Here is a 15,241-nt window from a genome sequence, read left to right on the forward strand (position 1 = left end):
TGTCCTACGGGGCGCTCCGCAGCGCGCGCTCGAGGATCGCGGCGCCCTCTTCGGCCTCCGCGACGGTGAGTGAGAGCGGTGGGGCGATGCGCAGGACGCTGGTGTTGTGGCCGCCGCCCTTGCCGATCAACAGGCCTTCCTCGCGGGCCGCTTCGAGCACGGCGGCAGCCGCGTCCGGGTCGGCCTCGTCGGTGCCGGGCTTCACCAGCTCGACGCCGATCATCAGCCCGCGGCCACGGATCTCGCGTACGCCCTGATGCTGCGCGGCGACGGCCCGCAGCCGCTCGATGAGCATGCCGCCGACGCGTCGGGCGTTGCCTTGAAGGTCGTGTTCGAGGAGGTACGTGAGGTTGGCGTTCCCGGCGGCCATCGTGACCGGAGAGCCGCCGAAGGTCGAAATGGAGTTGGAGTCAAGGCAGTTCATGACCTCGGCTCGGGCGACGACACCGCCGATCGACATACCGTTGCCGATGCCCTTGGCGAAGGTCAGCATGTCCGGCGGTCCTGAGTCGCCGTGAGCCTGCCAGCCCCAGAAGTGGTCGCCGGTCCGGCCCCAGCCGGTCTGCACCTCGTCGGCGATCCACAGGATGCCGCGCTCCTGGAGCACCTCACGGAAAGCCGCGTACAGTCCGTCCGGCGGTGCGGTGAAGCCGCCGACACCCTGAATGGGCTCGGCGATCAGGGCCGCGGGCGCGCGGACATGGCCGAGCAGGTCCTCGAGGTCGGCGACGCAGGCAGCGATGAACTCGGCGTCGTCGAGGTCGGCGTACGGACCGCGGGTGCGGACGCCGCCGTGGACGTACAACGTCTGGAGCGGCGAGAGGCTGGTCGGCGACCACCCCTTGTTGCCGGTGATGCCGACCGCGCTGAACGAACGGCCGTGGTAGCTGTTGCGCATCGCCAGGATCTGGTTGCTCTGCCGGTACGCGGTCGCCAGCAGCAGCGCGGTGTCGTTGGCCTCCGTGCCGGACGTCGTGAAGAAGACACGGGCGTCCGGGATGCCGGACAACTGGGCGATACGCTCGGCGAGTTCGACCATCGACCGGTTGAGGTAGAGGGTCGAAGTGTGGATGATCCGCCCGGCCTGCTCGCTGACGGCCTTCGTCACCTCGGGGAGCGCGTGCGCGGTCATGGTGGTCAGAATGCCGCCGAAGAAGTCGAGGTACTTCTTCCCCGCGGCGTCCCAGACGTAGCGGCCCTCGCCGTGGGTGATCTCGAGAGGATCGGCGTAGTAGAGGGCGAGCCAGTCAGGGAGGACTGCCTTGTGGCGGGCGAACAGATCCAGGTCACTCATGGCTGCACCAGTCCCTCGTAGGCGTCGGGCCGGCGGTCCCGGTAAAAGGCCCATTGCTGACGCACTTCCTCGATGAGATCGAAGTCGAGGTCGCGTACGACAAGCTCCTCCGTCTTGTCGCTCGCGGTCTCGCCGACGAACTGCCCGCGGGGGTCGACGAAGTAACTCGTCCCGTAGAAGTCGTTGTCGCCGTACTCCTCCTGGCCGACGCGGTTGATCGCGGCGATGAAGTACTCGTTGGCGACGGCGGCGGCGGGCTGCTCCAACTGCCAGAGATAGGCGGAGAGACCACGGGAGGTGGCGGACGGGTTGTAGACCAACTGGGCGCCGTTGAGGCCGAGTTGGCGCCAGCCTTCCGGGAAGTGGCGGTCGTAGCAGATGTAGACGCCGACCTTGCCGACGGCCGTGTCGAAGACGGGCCAGCCGAGGTTGCCCGGTTTGAAGTAGTACTTCTCCCAGAAGCCCTTGACCTGGGGGATGTGGTGCTTGCGGTACTTGCCGAGGAAGGTGCCGTCGGCGTCGATCACGGCGGCGGTGTTGAAGTAGAAGCCGGACTGTTCGACCTCGAAGACCGGGACGACGATGACCATGCCGGTTTCGCGCGCGAGCTCCTGCATACGGGTCACGGTCGGGCCGTCCGGTACCGGCTCGGCCCACTTGTAGTGTTCCGGGTCCTGCACCTGGCAGAAGTACGGCGCGTTGAAGACTTCCTGGAATCCGATGACCTTCGCGCCCTGACGGGCCGCTTCGCGGGCGTGTTCCTCGTGCTTGGCGACCATGGATGCGGTGTCGCCGGTCCAGGTGGCCTGGACCAGGGCGGCACGTACGACGTTGGCCATGAGCTTGCTCCTTCGACCGGTCGACCGGGCGTCAGCGGCTGCGTCTGCGGCTGCGTCTGCGTCTGCGTCTGCGTCTGCGTCAGCGTCTCTACGCCCGTAGACGCTGGAGCCCCGAAAGTAAGCGGAGCCGCTGCGCTCGGCAAGACCATCGGCGTTAACCGGTGGAGTCGATCATGTTTCTTCCTCCGGTTGGGGCGCCTGGGGGCGGGTTGGGTTTGTTGCCGGCGGGGTGCCTCCGGCGGTGGTGCGATTGGGTTCGTTGGCGGCGGGTTGCCTCCGGCGGTTGTGCGGTTGGGTCCGTTGTCGGCTGCGGCGCCATTGTGGCTGGTCGCGCCGCCCCGCGGGGTGCCTCCGGCGGTTGGGCGGGTGCGGGTGCGTGGTGGTTGCTCGCGCAGTTCCCCGCGCCCCTAGGTGGTTGGTGGGTGCGGGGCCGCGGTCCGGTGCGTCAGCCCGTCGCCAACAGGGCATACGACCCCTTGCTGACACAGGGCGCAGGTATGCCCAGACCGAAGCTAAGCGACGGGCATACGACGCACCGGCCCACGTCCCCTCCCACCGGCGGGAAGCCGCGGGTAGTCGGGCGTGCTGGGCCTCCCGCCGACGGGAAGCCGCGGGCAGTCGGGCGTGCGGGGCCTCCCGCCGCTGAGAGCTGCGGGCAGTCGGGCGTGCGGGGCCTCCCGCCGGCGGGAAGCCGCGGGCAGTCGGGCGTGCGGGGCCTCCCGCTGTTGAGAAGCTGCGGGCACGTGGGGCATGCGGGCTTTTCGGGTCGCTTGCTCTTCCGGGTGCGGGCAGTCGCAGGTTTTTAGGGAGTTTTTAGGGGCGCGGGGAACTGCGCGACCAGCCACAACGCACCCGCAGCCGCGACACAACCCCGACACCCCACCCCGGTAGGCACCTCACCCACCCGCGGTAAGCGCCCCCCCACCCCGCCGCAGGCACCCCGCCCACCCCACGCAGAGGGGCCTGGGGGCGGAGCCCCGAGTTTCGGGAAGGGGCGGGGTTGGGGAAAGGAACCGCCAACGACGGGCCCGCAGTCGCCCATGAACCGAACCCACCACCCCCCGTGGGCGCCGGACTGCCAGGGGTCAAGCCGTGTAACCAGCTACGCGCAACGCATGGACCAGGTCCCAGTGGCGTTCCTCCGAGACGGCCTTGGAGGCCGACAGGAGGAGGGGCGCGAGGCGCGCCGGGTCGGGGGCCGCGCTGCGGGCCGCCTCCTCGGGCGTACGGACGCGCACGTACGCATCGAGAAGCGCACGCACCTCACGGTCGCGCCCCTCCTCGGCAAGCGCCAACACCGCCTCGCCGATCTCCGAGGCAGGCCGCGCGACACCCTGTCGCAGCATCTGCCGACCATCCGCCGTACGCCCGGCAGCGGCAAGCGCATCGGCCGCCGCAACCAACCGATCGGCCGGCAACGAAACCGCCTCCCACAACAACGTGGCCCAATCCGCCCCCAACCCCGCACGATGCAACTCGGCGGCGAGAAGAGGAAGCCGGGCCGCAGGCCAGTACGCGGCCTCGGCCAGCAGGGCGTGCGCCTCCCCGCTGTGGCCCTCACGCCGCAACCGTACGAGCCGCTCAACGGTCTCGACCGTGGCCCGCCGCGCCTCGTCGTCCAAGGCCTCACGCCGCCCCGCCGGCTGACGCGGCGCCGACGGCCGAGGTTCCGCTTCCTCGGCGACCCCCACGTAACGGACCCCCCGCGGGCTGCGGTCCGTGGCGACAGGAGCGGCCATGTCCGGTACGGCGCTGGCACCCGGGTCCGCTTCCATCCCGGCGAAACGGGCACTGCCCCGGGGCCGCCGTTTGGAGCGTTGCTTGGCCGCTTTGGGGGCGGGTTCGGAGGGCGCGGGGCGGACGTCGGCCGCGGAGGGCCGGTCGTCCGACGGCGTGGCGTGCTCAGGTGAAGGTGCGGAGGAGGCGGACGTCGGGGTGTTCACGCCGACGTCGGGCTCCCAGGCGGCCCGCCGCGCGGTCGAGTCCCGCCAGATGTCGGGCCAGTCGTCCGCGACCGACTCCTGACGCCGCGCGCCCACGCGCCCGCCGGTGGCACGGTCGTCGGCCTCCTCATCGACCCAGACGACACCCCCGCCGTCCCCCGGAGGAATCGTCATAGCCTGACCGCCCGTCGTCCGGCGGTCCAACTCCTCCATCCGGGACCGGATTTCGGCACAGCGAGCGGTGGCGCGTTCGTGGTCGTCGCGGGCCCAGGCCAGGTCGAGGCGTATGGAGTCGGCCTCGTCGCGGGAGGCGGCGGTGCGCAGAGCCTGGGTCAGTTCCACCTGGCGTTCGGCGGCGTAGCGCTGTTCGCGGAGCATCACGTCGAGGCGGTCACCGAGGGCCTCCCGGCCGCCGGGCCGGGCGTCGTACGCGGCGAGTGAGGCCTGATGCAAGGCGCGCGCCCGCTCGGTCTCCTGGGCGGCGGCCCGGTCGCCGTATGCGAGCGCGAGGTCCTGGAGAAGCGCCTCCACAACGTCCCAGGGCGGCACCTCCCAGCCATCCATGCAGGCCCGCATCCCGTCGGGATCGCGCTGCCAGAACACACCGCACCACCCGCCGCCCTGGTCGAGCCGGGTCAGCAGTCCCTTGAGATACTGCGCGAACTCCCGCACCTGCCCCGGGAGTTGATCCACCGCCATTACGTTCACCCCACGCCGGCCTGGAGTACTCCGTTCCGGTAGAAAACACCATTCATGTTACGGATGCGCTACGAGAGGTTTTCGGACCGGACGCAGAGTGCTCCGCGCAACTCGGAACTTGACGTGCGCGGTTCGACTTCTGAGGCCGTCAAGTCCCGTATACGCGCAGGACGCTACACCCCGGCAGGCGCGCACCTCCCCACGATCTCGTCCATCGACAGACCCAGCACTCCGGCCAGTGCCGCCACGGTGAAGAAGGCGGGCGTCGGGGCACGGCCGGTCTCGATCTTGCGGAGCGTCTCGGCGGAGAGGCCCGCGCTGGCGGCGACCTCCGCCATGCTGCGGCCGCCACGGGCCTCACGCAGCAACTGGCCGAGCCGCTCGCCGCGTTCACGCTCTTCGGGGGTCAGGGGGGTGCGTACCATGCCCACCATACTAATACCGGTGAGCGGTATAGTAATGGGCGCCGACCGGTATAGTAATTGGCATGGTGGAACTCAAAACAGACACGTCGATCGACGCCATGTACGAAGCGGGCCAGGTTGTGGGCCAGGCCCTCACGGCGGTACATAAGGCTGCTGCCGTGGGCGTATCGCTGCTGGAACTGGACGAGGTCGCCCACGACGTCCTGCGCGCCGCCGGCGCCGGCTCCCCCTTCCTCGGTTATCGGCCCTCCTTCGCTCCTACGCCCTTCCCTGCGGTCCTGTGCACCTCGGTGAACGACGCCATCGTGCACGGGATCCCGACCGGGTACCGGCTGCGCGACGGTGACCTGGTCTCCGCCGACTTCGGGGCCGAACTGGGGGGCTGGGTCGGCGACTCGGCGATCAGTTTCGTCGTGGGCCGGCCGCGGCCCGACGACGTACGCCTCGTGGAGACGGCCGAGCGTGCGCTTGCGGCGGGCATCGAGGCGGCCGTCGTCGGTAACCGCATCGGCGACATCGCCCATGCCGTCGGCACGGTGTGCCGGGCGGCGGGTTACGGCATTCCGGACGGCTTCGGTGGCCACGGCATCGGGCGCCGTATGCACGAGGACCCTCCGGTCCCGAACGAGGGCCGTCCCGGCCGCGGCTTGCCCCTCCGCCACGGCATGGTCCTCGCGATCGAGCCGATGCTCATCGCCGGCGGCACCGACGGCTACCACGCCGCCTCGGACGGCTGGACCCTCCGAACCAACGACGGCTCCCGCGCGGCCCACGCCGAACACACGGTAGCCATCACGGACGCGGGCCCGCGAGTCTTGACGGCTCGCTGAGGGCCCCGTCGCGGCGGTTCTCTTCCCCAACCCCGCCCCTTCCCGAAACTGAGGGCTGCGCCCACAGCCCCCGGCTGGGGGTGGGGCGCCTACGGCGGGTGGGTGGGTGGGTGGGTTCACGGGGTGGGTGGGGTGCCTATCGGGGTGGTGGGTGACAGTTGTGTCTCGGCTGCGGGTGCGTCGTGGCTGGTCGCGCAGTTCCCCGCGCCCCTAAAGGGGCGCCCCCGGAACCGTCAGCCACGAAGCTCACCAGCCGCCATGCTCGCCAGCCCCGACGAAACCGGCACTCTCCCGCCGGCGGGAGGGGACGTGGGCCGGTGCGTCCTATGCCCGTCGCTTAGCTTCGGTCTGGGCACACCAGCACCCTGTGGAAGCAAGGGGCCGTATGCCCTGTTGGCGACGGGCTGACGCACCGGACCGCGGCCCCGCACCCACCACGCACCCAAGGGGCGCGGGGAACTGCGCGACCAGCCACACACAACCCGCACCCGCCCAACCGCCGGAGGCACCCCGCGGGGCTGGCGCGACCAGCCGCGACGGCGCCGCACCCGCCAACGAACCCAACCGCGCCACCGCCGGAGGCACCCCGCGGGGCCGCGCCACCAGCCCCAACGAACCCGCACCAAAAAACGAACCCCCATCCACCCCCGAACCCCCACGTGTAACCGCCGGAGGCATGGGCACTCGCGAGCCCGACGGCAAGTCGACAAGCGAGGATGGCCATGACCAGCGGCTTCCCAGGCCCGGAGGGATACGGACCGGACCCCTTCGGAGAATTCTTCGCACGCTTCTTCGGGGGCGGGCCACGCCCCGCTCCCCGGCATATCGACATAGGCCGGCTGATGAGCGGCCCGGCGCGCCAGCTGGTGGCCACCGCCGCGACCTACGCCACCGAACACGGCAGCACGGACCTGGACACCCAGCACCTCCTCCGCGCCGCCCTCGCCGTCGAACCCACCCGAAGCCTGCTGGCCCGCGCCGGCGCCGACCCCGACGCGCTGGCCACCGAGATCGACGAGCGCGTGGGCCCGCCCGACAGCAGGTCCGGCGACCAGTCCGCCATCAAGCCCGACCAGTCACCCACCCGCCCCGAGAACCGTCCCGAGGACCGCTCCGCAAACGGACCCGACGGCGGTCCCGACGGCCGCCCAGACCGCCCCCACACCCCCCTCGGCATCACCCCCGCCGTAAAACGCGCCCTCCTCGACGCCCACGCCCTCGCCAGGGCGGAGGGCGTCGGCTACATAGGCCCCGAACACGTCCTCAGCGCCCTCGCCGCCAACCCCGACTCCGCAGCCGGACACATCCTGAACGCCGCCCGGTTCTCCCCCTCCCCCCGCCCGCCCGAGGGCTCGGCCCCGGCGGCAGGCGCCCCCGCGCACCCCGAGCGGGCGCGTTCCTCCCCCACCCCCACCCTCGACAAGTACGGCCGCGATCTCACCGACCTCGCGCGGCAGGGCCGTATCGACCCGGTCATCGGACGGGACACGGAGATCGAGCAGACCGTCGAGGTGCTGTCCCGCCGAGGCAAGAACAACCCGGTGCTCATCGGCGACGCGGGCGTGGGCAAGACCGCCATCGTGGAGGGCCTCGCGGAGCGCATCGCCGACGGCGATGTGCCCGATGTCCTCGCCGGCCGCCGCGTCGTCGCCCTGGACCTGTCGGGCGTGGTCGCGGGCACGCGCTATCGCGGTGACTTCGAGGAGCGGCTGACCAACATCGTCGACGAGATCCGGGCGAACTCCGACGAGCTGATCGTCTTCATCGACGAGCTGCACACCGTCGTCGGCGCCGGAGGCAGCGGCGAGGGCGGTTCGATGGATGCGGGCAACATCCTCAAGCCGCCGCTGGCCCGCGGTGAGCTGCACGTGGTGGGTGCCACGACGCTGGAGGAGTTCCGCCGGATCGAGAAGGACGCGGCCCTGGCGCGCCGGTTCCAGCCGATCCTGGTCCCCGAGCCCTCCCCGTCGGACGCGTTGGAGATCCTGCGCGGCCTGAGCGACCGGTACGAGGCCCATCACCAGGTCCGCTACACCGATGAGGCCCTGGTCGCCGCCGTAGAACTGTCCGACCGCTACATCACGGACCGCCATCTGCCGGACAAGGCCATCGACCTGATGGACCAGGCGGGCGCTCGGGTACGCCTGCGCGCCCGGACCAAGGGCACCGACGTACGCGCCCTGGAACGCGAGGTCGAGCAGCTCACCCGGGACAAGGACCAGGCGGTGGCGAGTGAACAGTACGAGCAGGCCACGCAGTTGCGCGACCGGATCAGCGAGCTGAAGACGAAGATCGAGGCCGGGCGTGACGGCGAGGCCGACGAAGGACAGCAGCTCGAGGTCACCGCCGAGGCCGTCGCCGAGGTGGTCTCCCGGCAGACCGGTATCCCGGTCAGCAGTCTCACGACCGAGGAGAAGGACCGGCTGCTCGGCCTGGAGGAGCATCTGCATGAGCGGGTCGTCGGGCAGGACGAGGCGGTCAGGGTCGTGGCCGACGCGATTCTGCGTTCCCGGGCCGGGCTCGCCAGCCCGGACCGGCCGATCGGCAGCTTCCTCTTCCTCGGCCCGACCGGGGTCGGCAAGACGGAGCTGGCCCGTGCGCTGGCGGAGGCCCTGTTCGGCAGCGAGGAGCGGATGGTGCGCCTGGACATGAGCGAGTACCAGGAACGGCACACCGTCAGCCGGCTCGTCGGCGCCCCGCCCGGCTATGTCGGCCACGAGGAGGCCGGGCAGCTCACCGAGACCGTACGGCGGCATCCGTACTCGCTGCTTCTCCTCGACGAGGTGGAGAAGGCCCACCCCGATGTGTTCAACATCCTGTTGCAGGTGCTGGACGACGGCCGGCTCACCGACGCGCAGGGCCGCACGGTGGACTTCGCCAACACCGTGATCGTGATGACGAGCAATCTCGGCTCCGAGGCGATCACCCGCGGCACCGGCCTCGGGTTCTCCGCGCGCGACGCCGAGGCCGACGAGCAGGCCCGCCGTGAGCAGATCCTGCGCCCGTTGCGTCAGCACTTCCGGCCGGAGTTCCTCAACCGGATCGACGAGATCGTGGTCTTCCGGCAGCTCACCAGCGATCAACTGCACCGCATCACCGAGCACTTGCTGGATCAGACGCGGCAGCGGCTGCTCGCCCGGGACATCACGGTCACCTTCACCGAGAACGCCGTCGACTGGCTCGCGCAGCGCGGACACGAGCCCGAGTACGGCGCCCGGCCGCTGCGCCGCACCATCCAGCGGGAGATCGACAACCGCCTGTCCCGCCTCCTCCTCGACGGCCGGCTCCCGGCGGGCAGCCGCGTGACGGTGGACATCGAGTTCGGCGAGCCGGTGTTCCGTACGGACGAGAGCACCGACGGCAGCAAGGGCGGCAGTACCGACGAGGCCGGTCAAGCCGAAGGCTGAGTTACGGCAAGACCGGCCACGCCCAAGGCCGAGCTACCTCTCCGGCGTCACCACCATCGCCGAGCCACCCCCGCGTCGTACCTTCTCCGCCGCGGCCAGCCACTTCCCGTTCGGCAGCCGTTGGACGCCCGTCGCCGCGCCGATCTCCGGGTTCTGCCGGAAGCCATGGCCGATCGACTCGAGCTGAGCCTTCAACTCGCTGTTCCACAGGCCGGGTTCGAGCTCGGTCGTCGTCTGGTTGCGCTGGCTCGCGCGCGGTGCGGCGATCGCGTCGACCAGCGGAATGCCGCGGTCGACCAAGCCCGTCAGCGTCTGCAGCACGGTCGTGACGATGGTCGCCCCGCCCGGCGAACCGAGGGCCACCACCGGCTTGTTGTGCTGGTCCAGCACGATCGTCGGCGAGATCGACGAGCGCGGCCGCTTGCCCGGACCCGGCAGGTTCGGGTCATGCACATCGGGGCTCGCGGGGGCGAAGGAGAAGTCCGTCAGCTCGTTGTTGAGGATGAAGCCGCGGTCCGGAACGGTGATGCCGCTGCCGCCGGTCTGCTCGATGGTGAGGGTGTACGCGACGACGTTGCCCCACTTGTCGGCCGCCGTGAGATGCGTGGTGTTCTCACCTTCGTACGTCGTCGGCGCCGCCTTACCGCCGGTCCCGCAGGCCACGGGGTCCCGCGGATCGCCCGGCGCCAGCGGGCTCGTCAGCACCTCATCGTCCTTGATCAGGCACTCCCGCGAGTCGGCGTACTTCTGCGACAGCAGTTCCTTCGTCGGTACGTCCTCGAAGGCGGGGTCGCCCACCCAGCGCCCCCGGTCCGCGAAGGCGATACGGCTCGCCTCGATGTAGCGGTGCAGGTACTGGACATCCGAGGCCTTCGAAAGATCCGTGTTCTCAAGGATGTTGAGCGCCTCGCCGACCGTCGTCCCGCCGGAAGAAGAGGGGGCGATGGAGTAGACGTTCAGACCGCGGTACTTGGTCTTCGTCGGGGCCTGCCGCTTCGTCTCGTACGCCGCGAGGTCCTTCAGGGACAGCTCGCCCGGGCGGGCGTTGCGCCCGGAATCCGGGTCCACGGGCGGGTCGTTGACGGTGTCGACGATGTCCCGGGCCAGCTTGCCGTGGTAGAGCGCGCCGACGCCCTTGCGGCCCAACTCCGCGTACGTGCGTGCCAGATCGGGGTTCTTGAAGGTGGTGCCGACCACGGGCAGTTGGCCGCCGGGGAGGAACAGTTCGGCCGTGTCGGGGAAGTCCTTGAAGCGGGCCTGGTTGGACTCCGTCTGGGAGCGGAAGGTCGGGTCGACGGTGAACCCTTCGCGCGCGAGCCGCTCGGCGGGCTTCAGCAGCGGGCCGAGCCGTTTGCTGCCCCAGGCGTCGAGTGCCGTCTGCCAGGTGGCGGGCGTGCCGGGCGTGCCGACGCCGAGGCCGCTGGTCACCGCTTCGGCGAACGGGATCGGCTGCCCGTTCTCCAGGAAGAGTCCCGAGTCGGCGGTCAGCGGTGCCGTCTCGCGTCCGTCGATGGTGTGCACCGTACGGGACTTGGCGTCGTAGTAGACGAAGTAGCCGCCTCCGCCGATGCCCGCGGAGTACGGCTCGGTGACGCCGAGCGCCGCGGCCGTGGCGACGGCCGCGTCCACCGCGTTGCCGCCCTTGCGCAGGACCTCGATACCGGCGGCGGACGCGTCCGCGTCCACGCTCGCCACGGCCCCGCCGTATCCGACGGCGACCGGCTCCTTCTTCGGCGTCGCGCCCGCCGGTGCCGACGGGGGTGCCGCCGCCCCGGCCGACACCACGGCGGCCGAGACCGCCAGGACCACGAACTTCCGTCTCACCGGACGACGCATCCATACCTCCAGTTATCAGCCGTCTGCGCAGCGTACTTCTTCGCCATGGCCCCGTCAGGGACTCCTCGAACAGTGTTCCGGCGCGCCCGCTACCATGCGCGCCCATGACTGACGACGTGCGCAACATCGTTCTGGGCGCGGCCCTGGCCGTCATCGGCGCCGCGCTCGGCTGGCTCGCCCGTACATACCTGTGGAAGCGCAGACTCCGCCGTAAGCAGGCGTTTTTCGGGCTGCCCGAGAACTCCGAGTCGCTTCTGGTGGTGAATCGCGACGCGGGCGGCCCGGATCTCACGGTCGTGCGCCACGATGTGGCCGCGCTGCTCGAACTCTCCGCGCTGATCAAGGACTGCGGCGCCCACTCCCAACTCGTCGCGCACGACGCGGCACAGCAGGGTTTCGGGGAACGTACGGAGTTCTGTGTGGGCCATCCCTCGGCGAACCGCCGGATGGCCGCGCATCTGCACTCACTGCTGCCGGGCATCCGCCTGAACACGGACCCGGAGCCGGGCCCGGACCGCGGCGCCTTCCACATCGGCGGCGAGACCTACCGCCTGGAGCCCGGCAAGACCGAGTACGCGTTCTTCGCTCGGCTCACCGCCGGCCAGGGCCATATGACGCGACCCGTGTTCGTCTTCTGCGGCCAGCGCGCGATCACCAACCAAGCGGCCACGCGCTATCTCGCCCGCCAGCACGAGAAGTTGGCGCGCAAGCACGGCAACAACTCCTTCGTTCTGCTTTTGAAGGTCGTCAACTCGCAGGCGTACGGGTCTGATGTGGTCGAACTCGTCGCGGACGTCACGAAGGCCGCGCAGACCCCGGCGGCCGTGGAGGTCGCTCCTCAGAAGGGACATGGAGCCTCCTAAGTACATTCACATTTCAACGATCGTTACTCGCACGTAACTTACCGACGGGTTACCTGCGGTAAGAGGCGGCGGTTACCGTCGGGTCACTTTGCACTGACACGAGTGAGGAGTGACCCATGGGAAGCCCTCGCAAGGGCCTGCGTACCACCGCCGTCGGTGCCGTTTCGGCGACCCTGCTCGCCGGTACGGCCATCGGGCTGGCCCCTGCCGCTCAGTCGGCGCCCGGCGCGTCGGCCGCGGCCGGCGGCGTCCGGTTCGTAGACATCGCCGGCGACGGCGGCACCACCCTCAAGGCCAATGTCGTCACCCCCGCGGGCGCCGACGGCACCCGCCGCTACCCGCTCATCGTCCTGCCGACGAGCTGGGGCCTGCCGCAGGTCGAGTACCTCGCCCAGGCCAAGAAGCTCGCCAACTCCGGCTATGTGGTCGTCAGTTACAACGTCCGCGGCTTCTGGGAGTCCGGCGGCTACATCGAAGTGGCGGGCCCGCCGGACATCGCCGACGCCTCCAAGGTCATCGACTGGGCCCTCGCCAACACCCCGGCCGACGCGGACCAGGTCGGCGTAGCAGGCCTCTCGTACGGCGCGGGCATCAGCCTGCTCGCCGCCGCACACGACAAGCGCGTCAAAGCGGTCGCCGCGCTCAGCGGCTGGGCCGACCTGATCGACTCGATCTACTCCGGCCGCACCCAGCACTCCCAGGCGACCGCCCTGCTGGACGTCGCAGGCAACATCACCGGCCGCCAGAGCCCCGAACTCAAGCAGATCTACAAGGACTTCTTCGCCTCCAACCTGGCCAGGGAGCCGGAGCTCATCGCCTGGGGGAAGAAGCGCTCCCCCGCGACGTACGTCGACCGGATCAACGCCAACGGCACGGCGGTCATGATGGCCAACGCCTGGGGCGACACGATCTTCCCGCCCAACCAGTACGCCGACTTCTACGAGAAGCTCACCGGCCCCAAGCGGCTGGAACTGCGCCCCGGCGACCACGCCACCAATGAGGCGACCGGCCTCTTCGGCCTGCCCAACGACGTGTGGACCGACACCGCCCGCTGGTTCGACCACCACCTCAAGGGTGCGGACAACGGCATCGACCGCGAACAGCCCGTCCGGCTCAAGTCCCGCTCCACAGGCGGCTACGAGGGCTACCCGGACTGGAAGTCGGTCACCGCGACCCGGAAGAAGATCGACCTCGCGGGCAGCACCACGATCCGCGCGAACACCAACTCCGGTGCGGACGGCGGCACCATCTTCCTGTCCAGCATCCTCGACCAGGTGGCCAAACTGCCCCCGATGGCCTCGATGCCGCTACTCCCCCGTCGGCACGCCGCCGTATGGCAGTCGGAGAAGTACGCGAGCGCCCAGCGGGTGCGCGGGACCACGAAGCTGCACACCACGGTCACCAGCACCAAGGAGAGCGGCACCCTTGTCGCGTACCTCTACGACGTGGGCCCGCTCGGCATCGGCAAGCTGGTCAGCAATGCGCCGTATACGTTCCATGGGCAGACGCCGGGCAAGCCGTTCGGCGTCGATCTGGAGCTGTTCTCCACGGCGTACGACGTCCCGGCGGGGCACCGGCTCGCCCTGGTCGTCGACACGGTCGACCCGCTCTACATCGAGCACAACCCGGACGGCGCGCAGCTGACCTTCTCCTCACCCCCGGCCGACCCGTCGTACGTGTCGGTGCCGCTGCGCGGGCAGTGATCGCCGACTGCTGCCGGGCGAGTCATCACCCGTGCCCACGAGATACCGCTCCCCCAAGGAGTTCTTGAACGCGTCACCCGTCAGTGCTTGAGGATCTTGGACAGGAAGTCCTTGGCACGGTTGCTCCGCGGGTCGGTGAAGAACCCTTCGGGGGTGCGGTCCTCGACGATGCGGCCGTCGGACATGAAGACGACGCGATCGGCGGCGGAGCGGGCGAAGCCCATCTCGTGCGTGACGACCATCATGGTCATGCCCTCGCGCGCGAGCTGCTGCATCACCTCCAGCACCTCGTTGATCATCTCCGGGTCGAGGGCCGAGGTCGGCTCGTCGAACAGCATGGCCTTGGGGTCCATGGCGAGGGCGCGAGCGATGGCCACGCGCTGCTGCTGACCGCCGGAGAGCTGCGCCGGGTACTTCATGGCCTGATCGGCGAGGCCCACCCGGTCGAGGAGCTGATGTGAGCGGCGGTCGGCCTCGTCCTTCTTGCGTCCGCGGACCTTGACCTGGCCCAGCGAGACGTTCTGCAGGACCGTCTTGTGCGCGAAGAGGTTGAACGACTGGAAGACCATCCCGATCTCCGCGCGGAGCTTCGCGAGGTCCTTGCCCTCCTCGGGCAGCAGCTTGCCGTCGAGTCTGATCTCCCCCGACTGGATCACCTCCAGCCGGTTGATCGCCCTGCACAGCGTCGACTTCCCGGATCCCGAGGGGCCGATGACCACGACCACCTCCCCCTTGCCGACGGTGAGGTTGATGTCCTGGAGGACGTGCAGATCGCCGAAGTACTTGTTGACGTCACGCAGCTCGATCAGGGGATCGACAGCCATGCCCAGCCCTACTCACTCGTCGCTGTGTCGCGGTGACCGCAAACGTTCCAGCTATCCAGACAGAAGTGCAGCCAATGTACGACACCTGCGCATTTCAGACATAAGCCCGGTTACGCCTCCGACACCTCGCCGTACAGCTGGGAGAGCTCCGGTACGCCGCTGGCCGCCCACTCGTGCCCGGCGGCGACCACGTCGATCTCCCGGCCGGACTCCAGCCGCACCACCGGCTGGCCGTCGGGCCACAGCTGCCAGGTCGCGCCGGGGACCGTGCGCAGGATGACCGTGCCGAGATAGAGGCCGGCGTCGTTGCCGAGCCAGGGCAGGCTCTCCTCGTCGTCGCGCCAGCGCGGCAGCAGTTGGTCGAGCGCCTCCAACGAGGCCGGGGAGTCGTCGAGTTCGATCCCGGCCCGCTCCGCCTGGGAGCGCAGCAGTTCGCACTCGGAGAGAAGCTCGGCCACTCCCTCGCGATCGCTCTCGCTGTCGGAGAAGACTGCGACTCTGGCGGGGTCTCGCTTCTTGCGCCAGTTGCCCAGGAACGAGATGTTCATACTCCCAGCCTGTCATCCGTATCGCCCGGC

At 70.0% G+C, this 15,241-nt stretch carries 11 protein-coding genes; 4 read left to right on the plus strand and 7 right to left on the minus strand.

Features of this window, described 5'->3' with window-relative positions; translation table 11 throughout:
• Positions 1 to 4: 4 nt before the first annotated feature.
• From OHT21_RS08575 to OHT21_RS08590, 4 genes are all read right to left on the minus strand, one after another.
• Complete coding sequence (locus OHT21_RS08575) at positions 5 to 1,294, minus strand: aspartate aminotransferase family protein (protein WP_328767656.1); 1,290 nt, start codon at positions 1,292 to 1,294, stop codon at positions 5 to 7.
• Positions 1,291 to 2,133, minus strand: coding sequence for a nitrilase-related carbon-nitrogen hydrolase (locus tag OHT21_RS08580; RefSeq protein ID WP_328767657.1), 843 nt, complete (start codon positions 2,131 to 2,133; stop codon positions 1,291 to 1,293). The genes OHT21_RS08575 and OHT21_RS08580 overlap by 4 nt, the downstream gene beginning before the upstream one ends.
• Positions 2,134 to 3,218: 1,085 nt before the next feature.
• Positions 3,219 to 4,775: a hypothetical protein gene (locus OHT21_RS08585; RefSeq protein ID WP_328767658.1), complete on the minus strand. Its 1,557-nt coding sequence runs from the start codon at positions 4,773 to 4,775 to the stop codon at positions 3,219 to 3,221.
• A 173-nt stretch (positions 4,776 to 4,948) separates the two neighbouring features.
• Positions 4,949 to 5,200, minus strand: coding sequence for a helix-turn-helix domain-containing protein (locus OHT21_RS08590; RefSeq protein ID WP_328767659.1), 252 nt, complete (start codon positions 5,198 to 5,200; stop codon positions 4,949 to 4,951).
• Between the two features lie 62 nt (positions 5,201 to 5,262).
• Between OHT21_RS08590 and map the strand changes: the two genes are divergently transcribed.
• Together map and OHT21_RS08600 are read left to right on the plus strand one after the other, a co-directional pair.
• Entirely contained in the window at positions 5,263 to 6,030 is a 768-nt protein-coding gene (gene map / locus OHT21_RS08595) for a type I methionyl aminopeptidase (protein ID WP_328767660.1), read from the plus strand.
• Between the two features lie 722 nt (positions 6,031 to 6,752).
• Entirely contained in the window at positions 6,753 to 9,437 is a 2,685-nt protein-coding gene (locus OHT21_RS08600; protein ID WP_328767661.1) for an ATP-dependent Clp protease ATP-binding subunit, read from the plus strand.
• A 33-nt stretch (positions 9,438 to 9,470) separates the two neighbouring features.
• Here OHT21_RS08600 and ggt read toward each other — a convergent pair whose 3' ends face one another.
• Entirely contained in the window at positions 9,471 to 11,273 is a 1,803-nt protein-coding gene (ggt, locus tag OHT21_RS08605; RefSeq protein ID WP_328767662.1) for a gamma-glutamyltransferase, read from the minus strand.
• A 104-nt stretch (positions 11,274 to 11,377) separates the two neighbouring features.
• Here ggt and OHT21_RS08610 point away from each other — a divergent pair, with 104 nt between their 5' ends.
• Entirely contained in the window at positions 11,378 to 12,136 is a 759-nt protein-coding gene (locus OHT21_RS08610) for a hypothetical protein (protein ID WP_328767663.1), read from the plus strand.
• A gap of 116 nt (positions 12,137 to 12,252) precedes the next feature.
• The gene (locus OHT21_RS08615; RefSeq protein WP_328767664.1) at positions 12,253 to 13,839 is read left to right on the plus strand and encodes an alpha/beta fold hydrolase; all 1,587 of its coding nucleotides are present in this window, start codon (positions 12,253 to 12,255) and stop codon (positions 13,837 to 13,839) included.
• An 80-nt stretch (positions 13,840 to 13,919) separates the two neighbouring features.
• On the opposite strand, the gene OHT21_RS08620 is transcribed toward OHT21_RS08615, so the two are convergent.
• The gene (locus OHT21_RS08620) at positions 13,920 to 14,663 is read right to left on the minus strand and encodes an amino acid ABC transporter ATP-binding protein (protein ID WP_328767665.1); all 744 of its coding nucleotides are present in this window, start codon (positions 14,661 to 14,663) and stop codon (positions 13,920 to 13,922) included.
• A 110-nt stretch (positions 14,664 to 14,773) separates the two neighbouring features.
• Positions 14,774 to 15,211, minus strand: a complete 438-nt coding sequence (locus OHT21_RS08625) for a DUF6278 family protein (protein ID WP_328767666.1) — start codon at positions 15,209 to 15,211, stop codon at positions 14,774 to 14,776.
• Between the last annotated feature and the right edge of the window lie 30 nt (positions 15,212 to 15,241).

It is taken from the genome of Streptomyces sp. NBC_00286 (assembly GCF_036173125.1).
Taxonomy (GTDB): Bacteria; Actinomycetota; Actinomycetes; order Streptomycetales; family Streptomycetaceae; genus Streptomyces.